The organism is Aeromonas popoffii (assembly GCF_000820025.1).
Classification (GTDB): Bacteria; Pseudomonadota; Gammaproteobacteria; order Enterobacterales; family Aeromonadaceae; genus Aeromonas; species Aeromonas popoffii.
The window spans coordinates 1-20,145 of record NZ_CDBI01000051.1; the positions used below are offsets into that span (position 1 = coordinate 1).

At 56.9% G+C, this 20,145-nt stretch carries 20 protein-coding genes, 3 tRNA genes and 1 pseudogene; 4 read left to right on the forward strand and 20 right to left on the reverse strand.

The genetic code is table 11. The features are described 5' to 3' along the window. Nucleotides 1-27 precede the first annotated feature (27 nt). The 16 genes from BN1129_RS09830 to ruvA all read right to left on the reverse strand — a co-directional run bounded on the left by BN1129_RS09830 (nucleotide 28) and on the right by ruvA (nucleotide 11,853). Nucleotides 28-103: transfer RNA gene (locus BN1129_RS09830), tRNA-Lys, on the reverse strand. Nucleotides 104-126: 23 nt separating this feature from the next. Continuing rightward, nucleotides 127-202, reverse strand: a tRNA-Val gene (locus BN1129_RS09835). A gap of 29 nt (nucleotides 203-231) precedes the next feature. Continuing rightward, nucleotides 232-307: transfer RNA gene (locus BN1129_RS09840), tRNA-Lys, on the reverse strand. Between the two features lie 174 nt (nucleotides 308-481). Continuing rightward, nucleotides 482-1,270 carry a tol-pal system protein YbgF gene (ybgF, locus tag BN1129_RS09845; protein WP_042036128.1) on the reverse strand — a complete coding sequence of 263 codons (789 nt, stop codon included), beginning with the start codon at nucleotides 1,268-1,270 and terminating at the stop codon, nucleotides 482-484. Nucleotides 1,271-1,356: 86 nt separating this feature from the next. Continuing rightward, nucleotides 1,357-1,881, reverse strand: coding sequence for a peptidoglycan-associated lipoprotein Pal (pal, locus tag BN1129_RS09850; RefSeq protein ID WP_042036130.1), 525 nt, complete (start codon nucleotides 1,879-1,881; stop codon nucleotides 1,357-1,359). Between the two features lie 49 nt (nucleotides 1,882-1,930). After that, entirely contained in the window at nucleotides 1,931-3,256 is a 1,326-nt protein-coding gene (tolB, locus tag BN1129_RS09855; RefSeq protein WP_042036131.1) for a Tol-Pal system beta propeller repeat protein TolB, read from the reverse strand. Between the two features lie 82 nt (nucleotides 3,257-3,338). Next, entirely contained in the window at nucleotides 3,339-4,511 is a 1,173-nt protein-coding gene (gene tolA, locus BN1129_RS09860) for a cell envelope integrity protein TolA (protein WP_042036133.1), read from the reverse strand. 5 nt (nucleotides 4,512-4,516) lie between these two features. Further along, nucleotides 4,517-4,963, reverse strand: a complete 447-nt coding sequence (tolR, locus tag BN1129_RS09865) for a protein TolR (protein WP_042036135.1) — start codon at nucleotides 4,961-4,963, stop codon at nucleotides 4,517-4,519. Next, entirely contained in the window at nucleotides 4,963-5,652 is a 690-nt protein-coding gene (gene tolQ, locus BN1129_RS09870; protein WP_042036136.1) for a protein TolQ, read from the reverse strand. The genes tolR and tolQ overlap by 1 nt, the downstream gene beginning before the upstream one ends. Continuing rightward, nucleotides 5,642-6,049, reverse strand: coding sequence for a tol-pal system-associated acyl-CoA thioesterase (gene ybgC / locus BN1129_RS09875; protein WP_042036138.1), 408 nt, complete (start codon nucleotides 6,047-6,049; stop codon nucleotides 5,642-5,644). Before ybgC ends, tolQ begins: the two co-directional genes overlap by 11 nt. Before the next feature lie 105 nt (nucleotides 6,050-6,154). Then, nucleotides 6,155-6,466: a cyd operon YbgE family protein gene (locus BN1129_RS09880; RefSeq protein WP_042036139.1), complete on the reverse strand. Its 312-nt coding sequence runs from the start codon at nucleotides 6,464-6,466 to the stop codon at nucleotides 6,155-6,157. Beyond that, nucleotides 6,453-6,569, reverse strand: coding sequence for a cytochrome bd-I oxidase subunit CydX (gene cydX, locus BN1129_RS22430; RefSeq protein ID WP_042036140.1), 117 nt, complete (start codon nucleotides 6,567-6,569; stop codon nucleotides 6,453-6,455). The genes BN1129_RS09880 and cydX overlap by 14 nt, the downstream gene beginning before the upstream one ends. A gap of 14 nt (nucleotides 6,570-6,583) precedes the next feature. Then, nucleotides 6,584-7,720, reverse strand: a complete 1,137-nt coding sequence (gene cydB, locus BN1129_RS09890; protein WP_042036141.1) for a cytochrome d ubiquinol oxidase subunit II — start codon at nucleotides 7,718-7,720, stop codon at nucleotides 6,584-6,586. Between the two features lie 11 nt (nucleotides 7,721-7,731). Continuing rightward, nucleotides 7,732-9,288, reverse strand: a complete 1,557-nt coding sequence (locus BN1129_RS09895; RefSeq protein ID WP_042036142.1) for a cytochrome ubiquinol oxidase subunit I — start codon at nucleotides 9,286-9,288, stop codon at nucleotides 7,732-7,734. 931 nt (nucleotides 9,289-10,219) lie between these two features. Then, entirely contained in the window at nucleotides 10,220-11,230 is a 1,011-nt protein-coding gene (gene ruvB, locus BN1129_RS09900; RefSeq protein ID WP_042036143.1) for a Holliday junction branch migration DNA helicase RuvB, read from the reverse strand. Nucleotides 11,231-11,238: 8 nt separating this feature from the next. Next, entirely contained in the window at nucleotides 11,239-11,853 is a 615-nt protein-coding gene (gene ruvA / locus BN1129_RS09905; RefSeq protein WP_042036144.1) for a Holliday junction branch migration protein RuvA, read from the reverse strand. A gap of 239 nt (nucleotides 11,854-12,092) precedes the next feature. On the opposite strand from ruvA, the gene BN1129_RS09910 reads away from it, so the two are divergent. Continuing rightward, nucleotides 12,093-14,102: a methyl-accepting chemotaxis protein gene (locus BN1129_RS09910; protein ID WP_042036145.1), complete on the forward strand. Its 2,010-nt coding sequence runs from the start codon at nucleotides 12,093-12,095 to the stop codon at nucleotides 14,100-14,102. A 136-nt stretch (nucleotides 14,103-14,238) separates the two neighbouring features. Then, nucleotides 14,239-15,963 (forward strand): proline--tRNA ligase, encoded by a 1,725-nt coding sequence (locus BN1129_RS09915; protein WP_042036146.1) that lies wholly within the window; start codon nucleotides 14,239-14,241, stop codon nucleotides 15,961-15,963. A 95-nt stretch (nucleotides 15,964-16,058) separates the two neighbouring features. On the opposite strand, the gene BN1129_RS09920 is transcribed toward BN1129_RS09915, so the two are convergent. The 3 genes from BN1129_RS09920 to BN1129_RS09930 form a co-directional block, all read right to left on the reverse strand. After that, nucleotides 16,059-16,739, reverse strand: coding sequence for an SDR family oxidoreductase (locus BN1129_RS09920; protein ID WP_042036147.1), 681 nt, complete (start codon nucleotides 16,737-16,739; stop codon nucleotides 16,059-16,061). A 31-nt stretch (nucleotides 16,740-16,770) separates the two neighbouring features. Beyond that, entirely contained in the window at nucleotides 16,771-17,400 is a 630-nt protein-coding gene (locus BN1129_RS09925) for a TIGR04219 family outer membrane beta-barrel protein (RefSeq protein WP_042036216.1), read from the reverse strand. A 92-nt stretch (nucleotides 17,401-17,492) separates the two neighbouring features. After that, entirely contained in the window at nucleotides 17,493-17,933 is a 441-nt protein-coding gene (locus tag BN1129_RS09930) for a copper chaperone PCu(A)C (protein WP_042036148.1), read from the reverse strand. Between the two features lie 89 nt (nucleotides 17,934-18,022). Between BN1129_RS09930 and BN1129_RS09935 the strand changes: the two genes are divergently transcribed. Together BN1129_RS09935 and BN1129_RS22435 are read left to right on the forward strand one after the other, a co-directional pair. Beyond that, on the forward strand, nucleotides 18,023-18,772 hold the full coding sequence (locus BN1129_RS09935) for an enoyl-CoA hydratase-related protein (protein ID WP_042036150.1): 750 nt from the start codon (nucleotides 18,023-18,025) through the stop codon (nucleotides 18,770-18,772). A gap of 93 nt (nucleotides 18,773-18,865) precedes the next feature. Then, a pseudogene (locus BN1129_RS22435) lies at nucleotides 18,866-19,218 on the forward strand (LbetaH domain-containing protein); the annotation flags it as partial. 82 nt (nucleotides 19,219-19,300) lie between these two features. On the opposite strand, the gene BN1129_RS09940 reads toward BN1129_RS22435, so the two are convergent. Continuing rightward, nucleotides 19,301-20,008, reverse strand: coding sequence for a ParB-like protein (locus BN1129_RS09940; RefSeq protein ID WP_042036152.1), 708 nt, complete (start codon nucleotides 20,006-20,008; stop codon nucleotides 19,301-19,303). Between the last annotated feature and the right edge of the window lie 137 nt (nucleotides 20,009-20,145).

Consider the following 20,145-nt stretch of genomic DNA (forward strand, 5'->3'; position numbering starts at 1 on the left):
CTAAACGACCTGGGATTCTTGAAATGATGGTGGGTCGTGCTGGATTCGAACCAGCGACCAATTGATTAAAAGTCAACTGCTCTACCGACTGAGCTAACGACCCATCTAAATCATTTTTTTACAAACTGGTGGTCGTTACTGGGATCGAACCAGTGACCCCCTCCTTGTAAGGGAGGTGCTCTCCCAGCTGAGCTAAACGACCTGGGATTCTGTCTCCACCTGGTGGAGAAATGGTGGGTCGTGCTGGATTCGAACCAGCGACCAATTGATTAAAAGTCAACTGCTCTACCGACTGAGCTAACGACCCTCACCACGACCAGAACCGGCTGCAATACTGCACCTGCCCTGACGGCGGCCTATATTACGGATTTATCATCCTGGCGCAATAGAAAATTCTTAAATTAAATCTGATTGTTCACTGCGCATACAAAGCGGGGCCGTATTTACAAGACTGTTACGAAAACAGTGACATACGGCAATGCTACAACTTGCTCAGACTCTGCTTGGCCAATTGGGCCGGCGAGGTGTTGGGATAGCCCTTGATCACCTGCTCATAGAAGGTCTTGGCTTCCGCTTTCTTGCCATCGAGCTGCGCCAGCATGCCCAGCTTCAGCAGAGCATCTGCCCGCTTGGGGGACTTGCTGAACTTGTTCGCCACGGTAGAGAACTGAGCCGCAGCACCGGTTCTGTCACCCTTGTTGAACAACAGCTGGCCGAGCCAGTAGTGGGCATTCGGTACATAGCCCGAGCTTGGGTACTGCTTGATGAACCCTTCAAAGGCGGGGATGGCCTTGTCGTAGTTCTTGTCCTTCAGCACCATGTTCACGGCCGCATCATAGGCCTGGTTCTCATCCAGATTGGCGGAGTAGTTGGCCACTGCCGCCGGGGCCGCACCGGCCGCCGGTGTGGCGGGGGCAGGCTGACTGTTGGCCACCTTGTCGAGCTCCTGGTAGAGCTGGCGCTGACGCTCTTGCGACTGCTCCATCTGGTAGGTTTGCTGTTCCAGCTGGCCGCGCAGCTCGGAGACCTCCCCTTGCAGGGAATCCACCTGTTGCTGCAACTCGGCCTGCAGGCGCAGGCGGGCATTCAGGGTGCGCTCCAGCAAGGCGACCCTGTCTTCCAGGCTGCCTGTGGGCATAATGGCGCCATTGTTGCCGCTAAGGGCCACGCCACCACCGCCACTGAGATCGCTCACGGGCGCAGCCGCCTGAGCGCTCAGTGCAAATAAAACGGCCATCACAATAGTCGCTTGCTTATACACGAGCTTCATTCGGAATAAACCTTAGTGTTTAGTGCAAATAAAACGGCCATCGAAATGGCCGCTTGCTTAGACACGAATGTCATTCAGATCAAACCTTAGTAAACCAGAACCGCACGGCGGTTTTTGGCAAAGGCTTCCTCGGTATGAGACAGATCCAGCGGCTTCTCTTCGCCATAGCTGACGATGGACAGCTGCTCAGCCTGCACACCCAGGGTTTGCAGATACTTGGCGACAGCCTTGGCACGACGCTCACCCAGCGCGATGTTGTATTCCGGAGTACCGCGCTCATCGGCGTGGCCTTCGATCAACACCTTGACGGACGGACGCTCACGCAGGTAGCTGGCGTGTGCATCCAGCAGATCAGCGTACTGACCCTGAATGTCATAACCATCAAACGGGAAGTGGATCACGTTGTCGCGTTGCAGTGCTTCGAACTTCTGACGCATCTGCTCTTCCGGGGACAACATGCCATTTGCGCCACCGGTTTGTACACCGCCCATGCCGTCGGTCATGCCTGACTCGGCGCCAGCTGCGTCGGAATCAGAAGAGGAACTACAAGCGGCCAGGGTGAACAGTGGCAGTGCGATGGCCAAACCCTTGAGCAGTTTATTGAGTTGCATGCTATTTCCTTAAACCTTTATAACAAAACAAAAAACAATCGAATTTTTATCAATTCAAGAAGGGCGACCAAGCTGGTGCACGAATTTCACCGCTACTGGTCGGAAGCACAGCCTTGAAGCGACCATCAGTCGACACCAACGCGAGACTCTTACGACCTTGATAGATGGTGGCATAGATGATCATGCTGCCATTGGGAGCCACACTTGGCGACTCATCCAGAGCACTCTGAGTCAATACCAACATTGCTCCGCTTTCCATATCTTGACGAGCGATGCGATATTGTCCCTGAACCCGGGTCACCATCACCATGGACTTGCCGTCCGGTGTGACAGAGGCACCCTGGTTGGATTCTCCTTCCCAGGTCATCCGGCGAGTGACGCCAGTCGCCAAATTTACGCTATAAATCTGGGGTTTGCCACCACGTTCAGAGGTGAAAATCAAAGTTTGCCCGTCCGGCATCCAGGCCGGTTCAGTGTCGATCACGCGGGTATTTGTCACTCTTGTCAGCTGCTTGCTTGCAACATCAATGACATAGATATCAGGCTGACCCTCTTTGGACAACACAATAGCCAATCGACGACCGTCAGGAGACCACTTTGGTGCCCCATTGATGCCGCGAAAACTGGAGATCAGGCTGCGCTGCTGGGTGTAGATATCCTGCACATAGATTTCAGACCTCTGGTTCTCAAAGCTCACATACGCCAGCTTGCTACCGTCCGGCGACCAGGATGGCGACATTAGCGGCTCGCGAGAACGCAACAGTGTCTTCTCGTTGTAACCGTCGTAATCGGCAATACGCAGCTGATACGGGAATTGAGTACCGCGCTCGATGGAGACATAGGCGATCCGGGTCAGGAAAGCACCCCGCTCCCCCGTCAGACGCTCATAGACGATGTCAGAGATACGGTGGGCAAACTGGCGCATCTGGGCACCTGGAATGGTCGCCATGCGGCTATCCAGGATGTAACCGTTGCTCTCGCCGCCCTGGGTCTTGGCCAGCTGTCCCTTCAGCACGTCGACCAGCTCGAAGTTGACCTTGTAGGTACCGTCACCCACAGCAGCAATGGAACCGACCACCACAGCCTCAACCCCTTGGGACGCCCAGGGCGCGAAGTTGATCTCGCCACTGGAGCTCGGGGTCTGCGGCATCTGGCTACGAGCCAGCGGTTTGAACTTGCCACTGCGCATCAGATCGTTGGAAACCACTTCCGCGATGTCCTGCGGCAGTTGCCCGTTCCCTTCCCACTTGAAGGGGGCGACGGCGATAGGACGTGCGCTATCTATACCGCCGGTGATGACGATGTCCAGGGCCGCCTGGGCACTCTGGCCCAGCAACAAACAGCCAACCAAAGCAAAAAATACTTTTCTGATCATGGCTTAAATACTCGGTTCCAATAAAAATGAGAGGTTAAATTCCTTTCTCAGCAAGACGCTGCCTGACCCCGTTTTATCATGCTTAGATGCTAGGTTCTAACTTGAGGTTGAACTCCTTCAACCTCTCGAATGCCGCAGGATCCTTTGGCACTGGCAGTTGACTGGCCTTCAATACCGCCGCTTTGCCGGAACGGCAGACCGCTGGGTCACCCTGGCCGTTATCTACCGATATGACAAAGCCGGTGCTGGCAAGACGTACGCCGATAGTACATGTTTTACCCCGCATGGTGGGATCCAAAATCATGTAACGCTCGACCGTTGCCTGGATCAAGGCGACATATTTATCAACCTCGCCCTGCGCCTGCGCCGATGCAGCCTGACTGCGGGCATTCGCCTCAGCCGACAGCTGCTGCTGCATCATGTCTTCCATCTCTTTTTGCAGTTTGGCCTCTTCAGCCGCCTTGCGCTTGCGCTCCGCCGCGATCTTGGCTTGCTTGTCAGCCTCGGCCTTGGCCTTCTTCTCTGCGTCAGCTTTTGCCTTCTTGGCGGCCTCTTCCTTGGCCTCCTTGGCTTTCTTGTCCGCTTCAGCCTTGGCCTGTTTCTCGGCCTCTGCCTTGGCTTTTTTGTCCGCCTCGGCTTTGGCTTTCTTCTCAGCCTCCTGCTTGGCCTTCTTGTCGGCTTCCGCTTTCTTGGCTGCCTCCGCCTTGGCCTGCTTCTGTTCGGCCTCTTGCTTCTCTTTCTCTTCCTGTTCCTTTTTCTTCTTCAGCGCCAGCGCCTTGCTCTCTGCTTCTGCCGCCTTGCGCTCAGATTCCGCCTTCTTGGTTTTCTGCTCTTCCAGCTTGCGGGCTTCCTCAGCTTTCTGGGCCTTCTCTTTCGCCTGCTTCTGCTCGGCGACCTGCTTCTGCTTTTCGGCCTCTGCCTTGCGGGTTGCCTCTTCGGCTTCCTTGCGCTTGGTTTCGGCGATGCGCTGCCGCTCCTGCTGCTGGGCCAGCTCGCGCTTGGCGATATCCGTGTCTTCCTTGTCCTTCTCTTTCTCTACCTTCTGAGGCTTGGGCTGAGATTTCTGCTGCTGGATCTGCTTGGCCTGCTCGTTGAGGAAGTTCTCGTCGAGCATGACGGCATTGACGATCTGTCCCTTCGACTCGGGCCGCTTCGGTTTGCTGAAGTCGACCCCGACCAGCAAAATGATGCCGATGATCAGGTGCAGCAGTAACGACGCGATGAGATAACCGGAAATACCACGCTTCACGTCCATCTCCGTCAGTTCACCGGATCTGTCATCAGGCCAACCTGAGGCACGCCCGCATTTTTGAGGGCGACCATCAGCAGGATCACTTCTTCGTAGCGCACGGACTTGTCACCGGCCACCACCACAGGGGCATTCTGGTTGATGGCCAGATACCCCATGGCTTTCTCGGTGATGTATTGCTGCATCGCCTCGGGCGTACCGCTCGGCACCGGCTCATCGTCGGCCTCACCGGCCTTGATGACGTACTCGCCTTCGGTATTGACGCTGACGATGAAGGGGGGCTTGGCATCTTCCGGCAACTGCTCGGATTCCGCCTGCGGCAGGTCAACCTTGACCCCTTGCGTGATCACAGGCGTCACCGCCATGAAGATGATAAGCAGCACCAGCATGACGTCGATATAGGGAACCACGTTGATCTCGCACACCTTCTTGCGCCGGATCCGCTGATAGGTTTGCATTACTGATCACCCTGCTGCTGTGCAATTTGACGGTTCAGTATGGTGGTGAACTCGTCCATGAAGTTGGCGTAGGCGTTCTCCAGCTTCTCTACTTTGTTGGTAAACCGGTTATAGAAAATAACCGCAGGAATGGCCGCGAACAGGCCCATGGCGGTGGCGATCAGCGCCTCTGCGATACCCGGGGCCACCATCTGCAGGGTAGCCTGCTGCACCTGTCCCAAGGCGATAAAGGCGTTCATGATGCCCCATACGGTACCAAACAGACCTATGTAAGGGCTGATGGAGCCGACGGTCGCCAGCACTGGCAAGTTGGACTCCAACTCGTCCACCGCGCGGGAAAGAGATACCCGCATAGCACGGTAGGTACCATCCATCACCGCATCCTGGCCACGAGCGCCGGCCTTGAGCAGGCGAGCATACTCCTTGAAGCCGGAATAGAAGATGTCCTCCATGCCTTCGATGTCATCGCGGCGAGAAGAGGACTCCTGATAGAGACGGTTAAGGTCGACCCCGGACCAGAATCTATCCTCAAACTGCTCCGATGCGATATTGGCCGCCTTGATGACCTTGGAGCGTTGGAAGATCAGCGCCCAAGAGACAACCGACATCCCCATTAGGGTCATCATGACCAGTTTTACCAACAGGCTGGCTTGCCAAAACAGGCCAATAAACGAAATTTCAGCGTGCACTTAACAGCACTCCCTTCACATTTTCAGGTATTGCAACAGGTTTCATATGCGGATGACTGACACAGGCTATCTGTACCATGGCCTGGGTGATCAGTCGTCCATCAGCCGCCAGTATCCGTTGTGAGAAGCGCAGGGATGCACGTTTCACTTCAGTCACTTGCGTTAACACAGTCAAAAGCTCATTAAAACGGGCCGCCGAGCGGAAATCGATCTCTGTTCGACTCACCACAAACGCGTGTCCGTCACGCAGCAGAACATCCTGTTCGATGCCACCGGCGCGCAGAAACTCGGTGCGAGCACGTTCCATAAACTTGAGATAATTGGCGTTGTAGACGATGCCTCCGGCATCGGTGTCTTCGTAGTAGACACGCACCGGAAACTCAGAGACTTCACCCATAGCAATCTGTGATCCATTCGACAGTCAGATGGGGGGCTATCATAGCGCAGGGCTGAATAGGAAAGAAGCAGGGGGAGGCAGGGAAATCCTGCCTCCCCCCGTTTTTTATGAAAGGAAATAGCCTTGAGTCAACCAGAGCCCATATAACAAACTGGGCCAGGCGAGCCAGGGGCAAAACAGTACACGGCCTATGAGGCTGTGGGGATGAAATCCCAGCCCGTGCATCACGCCGCAACAGACCGCCCACATCAGCCAGGGAGCAAGCCAGAGGCCGTGTTCACTGGTGTTGGCAGCGACCAAGTCAGGGGCCTGTAAAATGGCGACCGCCAACAGGGCTGCCGCAACCAGCATCAACCCCTGCCAGGGTTGGCGCTCTAGCGGAGCGGCCAACCGGGCGAGTCGATCACTTGTGTTCATCGATCTGACGATCCATGTTCTCGGTGTGTTCCAGCCAGAGCGCATTGATGATGCCAAACGCACAAGCCAGCAGCAGACCCAGGAACCAGGTGAAATACCACATATCAGGACTCCTTCTTAGTAGAGCGATTGTTGGTTGTCTTCGATGTGCTTGCTGGTCACCCGGCCAAACATCTTGATGTAAGTCCAGATGGTATAGGCCAGCACAATCGGTACCAAGATAACTGCCACTACGGTCATCACTTGCAAGGTGTTGAACGATGCAGTGGCATCCCACATGGTCAGGCTCAGTGAGGGCTCAAGACTGGAGGGCATCACGAACGGGAACATGGAGAAACCTGCGGTCAGGATCACACCGGTAACCGCCAGCGATGAACTGGTAAATGCTACCCAGCCTTTATTCAGCTTGGCAAACAATGCAGTCAACAGGCTCATGGAGAGACCCAGTACTGGCGCGACTATCATCCAAGGGTAAAGGGTGTAGTTGTTCATCCAGGCACCAGCCTCACGCACCACTTCCTTGTTCATGGGATTGGAAACTGCATCGGTTGCAGCAGCCTTGACCACCACATAGCCCTCCATGCCACTTACCCAGAAACCGGCCAGACCAAACAGGACCAGAGTCAGCAGGGAGCAGATCATGGCAGCGGTGCGGGAGCGGGCCAGCACTTCACCGTCGGTCTTCATCATCAACCAGGTAGCGCCCTGGGTAAGCAACATGAACAAGCTCACCAGACCGGCCAGAATGCCAAACGGATTAAGCAGGCCAAAGAAGTTGCCATGATAGGTCAACATCATGAACTGATTAAACTCGAACGGAACACCTTGCAGCAGATTGCCAAATGCCACACCAAAGATGATAGGCGGCACGGCGCTACCGACGAATAAGGCCCGATCCCAGTTGTCGCGCCATCTGGCATCAGCACGCAGAGAACGGTACTTCAAGCCGACCGGACGCAAAAACAACGCCATCAGGGTCAACATCATGGCGATGTAGAAGCCGGAGAAGGTCGCGGCATACACCATTGGCCAGGCTGCGAACAAGGCACCACCGGCAGTGACCAGCCAAACCTGATTGCCTTCCCAGTGCGGGCCCATGGTATTGAGCATCACGCGACGCTCTACATCCTTCTTGCCGACGAAGGGGAGCAGTGCGCCTACCCCCATGTCGAAGCCATCGGTGATGGCGAAACCAATCAGCAACACGCCGACCAGAGCCCACCAGATGACACGCAGTGTTTCGTAATCAAACATGGTCGCTCTCCTTATGCCTTGAGTTGTTCAAAGTGATACTTGCCAGTCTTCAGGCTGCTGGGGCCTAGGCGGGCATACTTGAACATCAAGTACATCTCGATAACCAGAAGTACGGTATAGAACAGGAAGATCCCGATCAGGGAGAACCAGATCTCGGACGCAGGCACGTTGGATGCGGAGAGGGACGTTGGCAGTATCTCAGCAATGGTCCACGGTTGACGACCATACTCGGCGACAAACCAGCCCGCCTCGCTGGCGATCCAGGGTAAAGGTATGCCCCACAACAGGGCTTTGAGCAGCCACTTGCGCTCACCGATACGGTGACGGGCACTGTCATAGAAGGCCAGACCGATCAACACCAGCAGCACCATGCCGCAGGCAACCATAATGCGGAAAGCGAAGAACAGCGGCAGCACCCGTGGGATGGAGTCATCCACGGCGGCCTGGATCTGTTCGTCAGTCGCATCGATCACATTACTGGTGTGGAGCTTGAGCAGCAGACCGTAGCCCAGATCCTGCTTCACTTCATCGAAGCGAGCGCGGGTGTCTTCAGACTTGTCACCTGATTGCAGCTTGGTCAACAGATCGTAAGCAGTCATACCATTGCGTATACGCAACTCATGCTCGTTTTTCAGATCTCTCAGACCCGTTACCTGACCATCCAGCGAACGAGTAGCAATAATACCCAGCGCAAAAGGGATCTTGATGGCGAAGTCGGTACGCATCTTTTCCTGATTCGGAATACCGAACAGGGTAAATGCGGCCGGAGCCGGCTCAGTATCCCACTCAGCTTCGATAGCAGCCAGTTTCACCCTCTGTACTTCACCGGTCTGGTAACCGGATTCGTCACCCAGGATCACCACTGACACGATGGAAGCCATGCCAAAGGCGGCTGCAATGGCAAAGGAGCGACGGGCAAACGCCACATCACGATTCTTGAGCAGGTAGTAGGAAGAGATACCCAGCACAAACATGGCGCCCGTGGTATAGCCCGCCGCGACCGTGTGGACAAACTTGACCTGAGCGACGGGGTTGAACACCACGTCGGCGAAGCTCACCATCTCCATCCGCATGGATTCGAAGTTGAACTCGGCACCGACCGGGTTCTGCATCCAGCCGTTGGCAACCAGGATCCAGAGAGCGGAGAGGTTGGTCCCCAGCGCCATCAACCAGGTTGCAGCCAGATGCTGATGCTTGCTCAGTCGATCCCAGCCAAAGAAGAACATACCGACGAAGGTGGACTCCAGGAAGAAGGCCATCAGCCCTTCGATAGCCAGCGGGGCCCCGAAGATATCGCCGACATAATGGGAGTAATAAGCCCAGTTAGTCCCGAACTGGAACTCCATGGCCAGGCCTGTGGTTACCCCCAAGGCAAAGTTGATACCAAACAACTTACCCCAGAATTTGGTCATATCCCGGTAGATGGTGTTGTTGGTCATCACATAGACAGATTCCATGATCGCCAGGATAAAGGCCAATCCCAGCGTCAGGGGTACAAACAAAAAGTGATAAAGGGCCGTCGCAGCGAACTGGAACCGCGATAGGTCTACCACATGCTCAGCAATCATGATGTTTCCTCACCGATTATTGGCACGGCTATTTTAAGTATAAGGACAAAGCTTCCGTTGACAGTCCCCGAATTATCGGTCGCGCTCCAGTTTGCACTGGCGACCGGATTCGAGCGCTACCCGCATTAACAATAAAGCAATAAACAGGAACAAAAAAAGCTAATGCTTAACAATTGAAAAACAATCAAGCTTGCTTTATTCCCGCTCACAATGACCGGTGTTTTATATCACCTTTATTTGATTGAAATCAATGTAAAACCATCATCAATACATGCCTTTCAAAGGAACTTTTACGTCACGCTTCATTTAATTTGGAGAGCTGCGTCACAAAAAACACCAAATCGCAAATCATTGATTTAAATCAAATTTAATATCAACATCAATAAGTGAAGCTTCTGTTAAAAAACAGCACTCAAGCAGATTTTCATAATGTTTACCTACTCTTGGATACTCGCCGCTAAACCCAATTAAAATTCAGTAAATCAATATGTTTATGCAAGCAAAACACTCCGGCAATTGATTAGTTAATCTAATCCATACTTGGTAATTTTTCTTGTTTGTCCGAGTCCGATATACCTCCTACAATGCGTCTCGCAGTGAGGGCATACCTTGGGCACAGGCCGGTCAATCTGGGTTTTTGGTACGTATACGACGCTCATTTCGAACCTGTCTATTGGAATGTAAGATGAAAAAGTTTGTTGCTACAACCATCCGTTACTACAAGCTTTCGTTCGTTCAGCTCTATCAAATGAATCGGCTTTGAGGCCTCGCGACGGCTCCTCTGTTTCTTCCGGTCTGTGTCCAGACGCACTCACTGTCTGTGAACATCCATCCTGAATTGTCTTTGCCCACCGCCTGTGCCGTGGGCTTTTTTATGCCCAGATAACAAAAAACCGCCCTTGATGGCGGTTTTTTGTTCAAACAGCTATTTTCACCTTTCATCTGGCCGTTGCAGGCCAAAATGTGCATAAGCTCTTGGTGTCGCCATCCGCCCTCTAGGTGTACGTTGCAGGTAACCCTGCTGGATCAAATAAGGCTCCAGCACATCCTCGATGGTATCTTTTTCTTCACCGATAGCCGCCGCCAGGTTATCGAGCCCCACAGGGCCCCCCATAAACTTGTCTATGAGAGCCAACAATAGCTTGCGGTCCATGAAGTCGAAGCCTTCATTGTCCACGTCCAACATATCCATGGCTCGGGCCGCTATGGGTCCGTCAATCCGGCCATCAGACTTAACCTGGGCAAAGTCGCGCACGCGACGCAACAGACGGTTGGCAATTCGCGGCGTACCGCGAGAGCGTCGAGCCAATTCCAGGGCGCCGTCATTGGTCATCTCCAGCCCCAGGCAACGGGCGCTGCGAGAAACGATATCGGTCAGATCCTTGACGTTATAGAACTCCAGCCGCTGCACTATGCCGAAACGATCCCGCAGCGGGCTGGTCAGGGAGCCGGCCCGGGTCGTGGCACCGATCAGGGTAAAGGGAGGCAAATCGAGCTTGATGGAGCGGGCGGCAGGGCCTTCCCCTATCATGATGTCGAGCTGGTAATCTTCCATCGCCGGATAGAGCACCTCCTCCACCACCGGACTCAGCCGGTGAATTTCATCGATAAACAAAACGTCGTTTGGTTCTAGGTTGGTTAGCAGCGCCGCCAGATCGCCTGCTTTTTCCAGCACTGGGCCTGAGGTGGTCTTGATGTTGACCCCCATCTCGTTGGCGACGATGTTCGCGAGCGTGGTCTTGCCCAGACCTGGCGGGCCGAAGATCAGCAGGTGATCAAGTGCCTCACCACGCTGGCGCGCCGCCTCGATGAAGATCTCCATCTGCTCACAGACGGGATCCTGACCGGTATAATCGGCCAGCATCTTTGGCCGTATGGCCCGATCAATGACCTCATCCTCACGCACACCAGTGGCAGAGATGAGACGGTCCGCTTCAATCATTGCCTACCTCACACCAGACTACGCAGGGATTCACGGATGATATCCTCAACCGACATCCCATCGATGGCTATCTTGCTGACGATCTGGCTGGCCTGCTGCGGCTTGTAGCCCAGAGCCACCAGCGCGCTGGCCGCCTCTTCGCTCGCATCGGGCGCCCGCAGCTGGCGCTCCTTGGCTGGCAGGCTGATCTCGGCCGGCGAGAAGAGATCGTGGCTAACCCAGCCCTTGAGCCTGTCCTTCATCTCCACCACCAGCCGCTCGGCAGTCTTCTTGCCCACACCAGGCAATTTGACCAGCGAGCTTATCTCCTCGCGCTCGACACTCAGCACGAACTGGGTGGCTGTCATGCCGGAGAGGATAGCCAACGCCAGCTTGGGGCCGACACCGTTGGTCTTGATCAGCTCGCGAAACAACGCCCGCTCCTGCTTGTGATTGAAGCCATACAGCAGCTGGGCATCTTCACGCACCACGAAGTGGATGTGAATGGTCGCTTCCTTGCCGATCTCGGGCAGATCATAGAAGCAGCTCATGGGCATCTGTACCTCATAGCCCACGCCCCCGACTTCCAGCAGCACCTCGGGGGGTTGTTTCTCAATGACTACGCCTCTCAAGCGACCAATCACGACTCTCTCCTCGCCAAACCATCTATCTGTAAATTGGGTCATAGCATAAAGAATAACTGGATAAGTATCCAGCATAGGGCAGCGATGGATGACAGAGGATTCTCGGTATTCTGACGCTTTCGGAGCCATGCTTGGATCGGATCTGGGCAGTAACTTTATTTTCCACCGGGAATGGCGAATCTTGGCCATTGATGGAACACTCAATTGGGTTTGTTCGGAACCAAGGAAGGTCTTGCATCATGAAAATTGTCACTACATCAAATCTGGGGCTGACTATCCTGCTCGGTTGCACACTGGGCATGGGAGCAATCGGCTGGTATGGCAGCCAACGGCTGGCTGATCTGCTCTCCTATGTATTGGGCGCCGCCTGGCAGACTGCCGATGGCGCCATGGAGGGATCCATAGATCTGGGCAACCAGTCCCTTTATATCCAGAAAATGCTCAGAGGCATGCCGCTCGACGAGCCCGAGCTGCAACGAGCCAGAGAGGCCGCCACAGATGCCCTGCGCCGGGTGGGTGAAGGCAGGCTCATTGATGAGACGGCGATCAGCACCATGAACCAGCGCCAGCAGGTTTATCAACAACAGCAGGACAAGCTGCTGACGTTCTATAGCACCTATACCAGCGTCGACAAGGCGCTGCGTGCCAGCTCGGAGCGCATGTCCCGCCTCTCCACCCAGCTGGAAGTGGTCGGCGATGGCGCAGTCGAGAGCCTCACTCAGGCGCCGGATCAGGCCATCAGCTGGAATGGTGGTCTCGCCACGCGCTGGCATGCGGCCGACGGCGGCATGGAGGCCAACATCGGCTTCCTGCGCCAGCTCTATGCGCTGGAGAAGATGCAAAGCGAAGGCCCGACCCCTGCCATCCAGGCCGAGTTGAAGGAGGCGACCAGCTTCTATCAGGAGGCGGTTGACGGCATGCTGGCCACAGGGCTGTTCGATATCCCCGGCGAGGGGGAATTTGCCGGCCAGTCGCTGGCGGTGCAATACCGGGCTCTGCAGGCCGACAATCAGCAGCTGATGAGCCAGTGGATTGCAGCCCTGAGCGATTACCAGCGCCAGCTGGTGCAATACGAGAGCAGTGCCGAACAGCTCAAGCAGGTGCTGGTCGAGGTCGAGGCCAAGGGGGATGCCACTGTCGAGGATCAAGTAAATCAGCTCAATACCATCATCGGCCATACCAGGACCCTTATCCTGGGGGGTATGGTACTGAGCCTGCTGATCGTCGCCCTTTGCGGTTTCTGGCTGGTTCGCGCCATAGTCAGGCCCCTGTTGCAAGTCAATCAGCGGATGCAAGACATAGCTGCTGGCGAAGGTGATCTCAACGCGCGGATCAATCTCAAGCGGGACGATGAGATAGGCTCGCTGGCAGGTAGTGTGGACCGCTTCATCGAGAAGCTGCAGAAGATGATCAGCTCCACTATGGACAACAACCAGCACATCAGCGACCACGTGCACACCTCGGTCAACCGGGTCGAGGCCATCAGCCAGAGCAGCCGCCAGACCGCCGAGCATGCTCAGGCGCTGCACCACGACAGCGAGCAGATGGTGCAGGTCGCCACCTCCATTTCGGATAATTGCAGAGTGGCGGCGCAAAACGCCAATGAAGTACGCCAGCTCACCGCCGAGAGCAGTCAATACGTCACCTCCGCCAGCAACGGCATGCAACGTGTCGTGGTGGAGGTGGGCGAGTGCGCCAACGCCATCAACGCCCTCAAAGAACAGGCGAGCCAGATTGGCCAGATCATCTCCACCATCAGCAGCATCTCGGAGCAGACCAACCTGCTGGCACTCAACGCCGCCATCGAGGCGGCCCGGGCCGGCGAGATGGGCCGGGGCTTTGCCGTGGTGGCCGACGAGGTGCGCACTCTGGCCAACCGTACCGCTTCCTCCAGTGCCGAAATCACCGAGGTGATCAACAGCATTCAACAGCAGACCGAGAAAGCCTACCTGATGATGCAACGCAACCTGAAAACCGTGAAGTCGGGCATGCAGGATTCTGACAACACCAAGCAGATCCTGTTCAAGGTGGAAGAGGCCATCGACCATCTGGCTGACATGGTCCAGCAGGTGGCAGATGCCACAGGTCAGCTCTCCCACACCCTGAGCAATACCTCGGGCAAGGTCTCCGGCATCAGCCTGCAAGCCCAGACAGGTGAGCAGGAGGCGCAGGAGTGCCTGCAACTTGCCTCCTCCCTGCATCAGGCCAGCCTGCTGCAACAGCGACTGCTGTCGCAATTTAGGGTCTGACACGGGCGGGGGCACGGCCCCCGCTTTCTCCCGCTGCGCTAAATTTAGCCCTTGGGCCGCAGGGCCCTCCCTGTTAAAATTCCGCTCTTGAATTTATCCAGGGCCCCGCGGCCCGTTTTATCTAAGGTCACGAGCGATGCGTACCAGCCAATATCTGCTTTCCACTCTCAAGGAAACCCCGTCCGACGCCGAAGTCGTCAGCCATCAGCTGATGCTGCGCGCTGGCATGATCCGCAAACTGGCCTCCGGCATGTATGCCTGGCTGCCGTCCGGCCTGCGGGTACTGAAAAAGATCGAGAACATTGTTCGCGAAGAGATGAACAATGCTGGTGCCATCGAAGTCTCTATGCCGGTGGTGCAGCCCGCCGAGCTGTGGCAGGAGTCCGGCCGCTGGGATGACTACGGTCCCGAGCTGTGTCGCCTGACCGACCGCCACAACCGCCGCTTCGTGCTGGGCCCGACCCACGAAGAGGTGATCACCTCCCTGATCCGCTACGAAGTGAACAGCTACAAGCAGCTGCCGCTCAACCTCTACCAGATCCAGACCAAGTTCCGCGACGAAGTGCGCCCCCGTTTCGGGGTGATGCGCGGTCGTGAATTCCTGATGAAGGATGCCTACTCCTTCCATATCGACAAGGAATCCCTGGTCGATACCTACGAGAAGATGCACGCCGCCTACTGCAAGGCCTTCACCCGCATGGGTCTGAACTTCCGTCCGGTGCAGGCCGATACCGGCTCCATCGGTGGCACCGGTTCCCACGAATTCCAGGTGCTGGCCGAGAGCGGTGAAGACTTGATCGCCTTCTCCGACACATCAGATTACGCCGCCAACATCGAGATGGCCGAAGCGCTGGCACCGGCTGGTGAGCGCGCTGCCGCCACCGCAGCCCTGACCAAGGTCGCCACCCCGGCCGTTCACACCATAGACGAAGTCGCCGCCTTCCTGAGCGTGGCGCCAACCACCATCGCCAAGACCCTGCTGGTACTGGCAGAGGAAGACGAGCACGGCAAGCAGGCGGTCATCGCGCTGGTATTGCGTGGCGACCACGAGCTGAACGAGCTCAAGGCCGAGAAGCTCTCTGGTGTCGCCAACCCGCTGACCTTCGCCAACGATGAGCAGATTAAAGCTGCCGCCGGTTGCGATGCGGGCTCCATCGGTCCGGTAGGCTTCAATGGTCGTGTTATTGCCGATCGCAGCGCCGCCCATCTGGCGGACTTCGTCTGCGGCGCCAACGACACCGGCTTCCACCTGACCGGTGCCAACTGGGATCGCGACATCGCTACCTATGAGGTTGCCGACCTGCGCAACGTGGTGGAAGGCGACCCGAGCCCGTGCGGCCAGGGCAAGCTGCTGCTCAAACGCGGTATCGAAGTGGGCCACATCTTCCAGCTGGGTACCAAATACTCAGAAGCGATGAAGGCGAGCGTGCTGAACGAAGGCGGCAAGTCCGTCACCATGGAGATGGGTTGCTACGGTATCGGGGTTTCCCGTCTGGTAGCCGCCGCCATCGAGCAGAACAACGACCAGTACGGCATCATCTGGCCGGACGCCATCGCTCCGTTCGAAGTGGCCATAGTGCCGATGAACATGCACAAATCCGAGCGCGTGGCCGAGCAGGCACAGCAGTTCTACGCCGAGCTGAAAGCCGCCGGTGTCGATGTGCTGTTCGACGACCGTAAAGAGCGCCCGGGCGTGATGTTCGCCGACATGGAGCTACTGGGTGTGCCGCACGCCATCGTCATCGGCGATCGCGGTCTGGACAACGGCGTGGTGGAGTACAAGTGCCGCCGCTCCGGCGAGAAGCAGGAAGTGGCCATTGGCGAGATTATCGCCATGCTCAAGGCCAAGCTGGGCCGTTAATTTCGCCCCCTTGCCACCATAAAAAAGCGCGCCATTTGGCGCGCTTTTTGTTTCTGCTTTCTCTGACGACGGCAACCGGATGACGGGACATCACCTCAGGGATTGCGACCGATAAAGAGGTCGGTCACGTGGCAGCTGCTTCTCGCCTCCAGCGCATCGAGCATATAGGCCGCCGCATCTTCCGGGGTCATGAAACCACTGGGATCCACGTGATCCGAGTTGTCCCAAAATTCGCTGCGGACCCCGCTCGGGTAGAGGTTGACCAGCCGCAGCGGTGAGCCTTTCAGCTCGGTGCGCAGCGACTCCAGAAAGCCGCGCATCCCCCATTTTGAGGCGCAATAGAGGCTCTCGTTGGCCTTGCCCACCTGCGCGGCGGAGGAGAGCACATTGGCCAGCACCCCGCCCTTGTCACCGATGAGCCGCACCGTCTGTTGTGCCACCAAAATGGTGGAGATGAGATTGCTCTCCACCACCCTACGGATCTGCTCGGCGGTGTAGACACCAACCGGGCCAAACTCGCCGACCCCGGCGCAGTGGATCACCATGTCGGGCAGGCCGCCCCACTCCACCGCAGCGGCGAAGGCGACGTCGACCTCTTCATGGTGCGCCAGATCGGCGACGATGCCGATCACCGCGCTGCCGAGCCGTTGCTCCTGCTCCTGCAGTCGCTGATAACGGCGCCCCATCATGGATACCTGATGGCCCCGCTCAACCAGCCCGATGGTCAGCGCCCGGCCGAGACCGGAACCGGCACCTGTCACTATGATGTGGCCCATTATCGTTCCTCGTCGTCAGCTGACGGCCAGATTAGAAAGTGAATTCGCAGCCCATGAACCAGCCATCAATCCGCTGATCAACGCGATCGAAGTCCATGCTCGCCTCACGCCAACCGGCCTGTACCTTAAGGGGAGCAGAAGCAAACTTGTAGGAGCCACCCAGACGGTAGTCATAGTTGTCGGCATCCTGCACACGGGCATCGCCGAAGGCGGCAAAGCCGGTACCTGGGATGCGCACTTCGGCACCCGTGTAAGCCATCAACACATCCTTGTCATAGGAGTAGTGCTGGGTGTTGAAATCGCCATCGTAACGACGACCGGTCAGACCCAGGTCGATCTGGAACAGGTCGTTGTTGAACAGGCGATAGTAGAGGCTCAGGTCATAGGCCATCAGATCGTTGTTGAGGGCGCCGCCGCTGGTACCGAAATCGGACATCTCGAACTTGGCGTTGGGCAGCAGAATGATGCCGTGCTCCAGTTGCAGGTAGCCGCTCCAGTTGTAGTTCTCGTCATAGCTGCCGTTGGCCCCGACACCGTTGATCTGGCCGCTGCCCTGCGCGTTCCATACATCGATACCGGCAGCAATACGCCAGTCATCAGCAGCCATGGCAGCCTGGCTGAACAGGGCCAGCACACAACCGGCAATCAAGGTCTTCTTCATCATGTCACTCTCTTATGGACTGGAAAGGCCATCATTTTACCCAGTGCGACGGGAATACACAGTGTAAAAAACTGAACACACGTCCATTAATGTCAGTGCTGCATGCCTGCCATGGGTTCAATCGGCTTCACTGGCAGGCTCAATTCCAGCTTCTGGCCGTCATCCATGGTCAGGGTCAACGGGAAGGGCGTGCCCTGAAACAGCTCGCGCACCTCGAACAGCATGATGTGAAAGCTGCCGGGTTTGAGTGCCACTTCCCCTTTTGCTGGCACCTCTATGCTCTCGACCTGACGCATCTTCATGACCCCGTTCTCGTGCAGATGGGTATGCAGCTCGGCTCGGCCCACCTCGGACGAAGTGGCGGCGACCAGCTTCACCGGCTTGTCAGCGTCATTTTTGAGCACCAGAAAGGCGGCGGTATTGGGAGATCCGGGTGGCAGCAGACGCACATAGCCATCGACGGCCTCGACCTTGGCCAGAGCAGGCGCAGCCAGACCCAGGGCGATCAGGGAATAAAACGCACGTTTAAACATGGTTGAAATCCTTTTATGATGTTGTTAAACGTCGTGAAGATTACCGCAGCAGTAAGCTTTTGACAGCCTGTGATAACAAGGATTTAGACATGGACCTCATTATCGTTGCCGAGCAGCAGGATGGCTTGCTCACCCTGACCCTCAATCGCCCCGCCAAGCGCAACGCCCTCAATACCGAGATGTATCTCGCCCTCACCGCGGCATTACGCCAAGCGACACAAAATGACACCGTGCATGTGCTACTGATACAAGGGCAGTGCGACTGCTTCACCGCCGGCAATGATCTGGCCGACTTTATGGGCAAATCCAGCCTGGATGCCGACGATCCCATTTTGCAGTTCCTGCACACCCTGGCGGATTTTCCCAAACCCGTCATAGCCGCGGTCGGTGGCCCTGCCGTCGGCATAGGCACCACCCTGCTGCTGCACTGCGATCTTGTCTATCTGGCGGACAACGCACGGTTGCAACTGCCGTTCGTCGAACTGGGGCTGGTGCCGGAGTTTGCCTCCAGCCTGCTCTTGCCACGTACCGTGGGCCATCTGAAGGCGGCCGAGCTATTACTGCTGGCCGAGGCTATTGATGCCGAAGAGGCGCAGCGGCTCGGGCTTGCCAACCGGGTGGTCGCCGCCGATACGTTGCTCACTTTTGCCCGCGAGCAGGGATTAAAGCTGGCAGCCAAACCGCCCAAGGCCCTGCAAAAGAGTAAGGCGCTGCTGAAACAGGAGCTCAAACAGGCGGTGCACTTCGTCATCGATCTGGAGGCGCGCGCCTTCTCCCTCGCCCTGCAGGGGGAAGAGGCGCAACAGCGGATCGCGCAGAGGCTCAAACCCAGAGGTTAACCCTCAGCTGAGGCGAAAACGGCCGCGCAGCGCGCAGCCCGGCAGCAATCCGGCTCACTGATGAGCGCTCTACATTCCAGGTTAGGGCGCTGGGGCAACCACACTCACAACCCGGCCTTCATCAGCACCTGTCCGTTTGCTGACCTGGATGCCCTCAAGCGCAGCTAACGCCCCGCCGGTGATCACCGAATCGGCCATGATGTCTGGATAGGAATGGAAGCCATGATAATGCCAGGCGTCACTATCTGGGTGGCACCATTATCGCCGCCCGTAGCCTGGTCGCGCGGGACGAACCGCCCTACCGCATGGTGACAGGCACGTCACGCCAGCGCTTTGGCTCGGACGGCATAGCCCGGCCACAGGCGCTGACCTGGTGGGACTGGCCCGATCAACAGGTACAAGCCCTGCTGCCGCAGATCCAGCAAAGAGAGGTGGCCTTGCTGGACGTTGGCAAACAACCGAGCAGACGTAACAACACCAGAACGGGGGATTTGCCCCCCCTGCTCTGGCTACTGGCTTGGCGCTTGCTCAGCTGCCACTGCGCGACTGATTGACCCGGCACTGCTTGCCGGGATAGCCGGGTAGATCCTCCGCCTTGCTGCTGCACGCCAGCCGCTTGGCCTGATGGAGACGATCCGCCAGATTGGCGTCATCGACCGGCAACCAGTCCATCTGCTGGCCGAGCCAGCTGGCCCAGGCGAACTCGACGAAATAGACCTGATCCCGCTTGTCGACATAGCCCGCATCCTGCAGCAAGCCCGCCACGGTCCGGTAGGGGTAATCCGGCAGATCGCCGATATGGGCGGGCAGCTGCTCGGGGGTCAGCGGCAACCCCTTCTCATCCTTGAGCCAGGCCCAGTGATTGCCCTGCATCTGGCTCCAGAAGCTGGACGTGTCCTGCAGGCGGGCGATCACCTTGACCCTGGCCTGCTTCACACCCGACTGCCACAACGCCTTGGTGAGGTGATGCCTGTCCACCAGCCAGTAGCCACCATCGGGGGCGATGACGATGGGGATCTCTTTCTTTTTCATCAACTTGTCGAGTTGCTTCGCGCTCTTGCCTGCAAGCTCTGCCTGGGTATTGTCGACCTGGATCTGGCCAACTCCGCCCTGGGTCGGGTGCAGCTGATCAATGCTTACCTCGCACCAGCTGCCGACCGGACTCTCACGCTCACAAGGCGCCAGCGCCCAGGCGCCCTGACTGATGGCCAGGGCCAGCAGGATCCATGTTCTCATCGTTCACTCCTCTCCCCCTGACAGCGGGTCAATTAAGGTTCCACACCGTCCCTGAAATAATGGGACTCATACTGGTAGTCTGACCAGCAAACGGGATATCATGATTTCCCATCTGTCGGCGATCATTTCTCGCCAAG

What these genes read in the sequence shown, in the direction of transcription:
- ybgF (WP_042036128.1), bottom strand. Translation starts at nt 1,270, where the DNA reads ATGAAGCTCGTGTATAAGCAAGCGACTATTGTGATGGCCGTTTTATTT.
- pal (WP_042036130.1), bottom strand. Translation starts at nt 1,881, where the DNA reads ATGCAACTCAATAAACTGCTCAAGGGTTTGGCCATCGCACTGCCACTG.
- tolB (WP_042036131.1), bottom strand. Translation starts at nt 3,256, where the DNA reads ATGATCAGAAAAGTATTTTTTGCTTTGGTTGGCTGTTTGTTGCTGGGC.
- tolA (WP_042036133.1), bottom strand. Translation starts at nt 4,511, where the DNA reads ATGGACGTGAAGCGTGGTATTTCCGGTTATCTCATCGCGTCGTTACTG.
- tolR (WP_042036135.1), bottom strand. Translation starts at nt 4,963, where the DNA reads ATGCAAACCTATCAGCGGATCCGGCGCAAGAAGGTGTGCGAGATCAAC.
- ybgC (WP_042036138.1), bottom strand. Translation starts at nt 6,049, where the DNA reads ATGGGTGAAGTCTCTGAGTTTCCGGTGCGTGTCTACTACGAAGACACC.
- BN1129_RS09880 (WP_042036139.1), bottom strand. Translation starts at nt 6,466, where the DNA reads ATGAACACAAGTGATCGACTCGCCCGGTTGGCCGCTCCGCTAGAGCGC.
- cydX (WP_042036140.1), bottom strand. Translation starts at nt 6,569, where the DNA reads ATGTGGTATTTCACCTGGTTCCTGGGTCTGCTGCTGGCTTGTGCGTTT.
- cydB (WP_042036141.1), bottom strand. Translation starts at nt 7,720, where the DNA reads ATGTTTGATTACGAAACACTGCGTGTCATCTGGTGGGCTCTGGTCGGC.
- BN1129_RS09895 (WP_042036142.1), bottom strand. Translation starts at nt 9,288, where the DNA reads ATGATTGCTGAGCATGTGGTAGACCTATCGCGGTTCCAGTTCGCTGCG.
- ruvB (WP_042036143.1), bottom strand. Translation starts at nt 11,230, where the DNA reads ATGATTGAAGCGGACCGTCTCATCTCTGCCACTGGTGTGCGTGAGGAT.
- BN1129_RS09910 (WP_042036145.1), top strand. Translation starts at nt 12,093, where the DNA reads ATGAAAATTGTCACTACATCAAATCTGGGGCTGACTATCCTGCTCGGT.
- BN1129_RS09915 (WP_042036146.1), top strand. Translation starts at nt 14,239, where the DNA reads ATGCGTACCAGCCAATATCTGCTTTCCACTCTCAAGGAAACCCCGTCC.
- BN1129_RS09920 (WP_042036147.1), bottom strand. Translation starts at nt 16,739, where the DNA reads ATGGGCCACATCATAGTGACAGGTGCCGGTTCCGGTCTCGGCCGGGCG.
- BN1129_RS09925 (WP_042036216.1), bottom strand. Translation starts at nt 17,400, where the DNA reads ATGAAGAAGACCTTGATTGCCGGTTGTGTGCTGGCCCTGTTCAGCCAG.
- BN1129_RS09930 (WP_042036148.1), bottom strand. Translation starts at nt 17,933, where the DNA reads ATGTTTAAACGTGCGTTTTATTCCCTGATCGCCCTGGGTCTGGCTGCG.
- BN1129_RS09935 (WP_042036150.1), top strand. Translation starts at nt 18,023, where the DNA reads ATGGACCTCATTATCGTTGCCGAGCAGCAGGATGGCTTGCTCACCCTG.
- BN1129_RS09940 (WP_042036152.1), bottom strand. Translation starts at nt 20,008, where the DNA reads ATGAGAACATGGATCCTGCTGGCCCTGGCCATCAGTCAGGGCGCCTGG.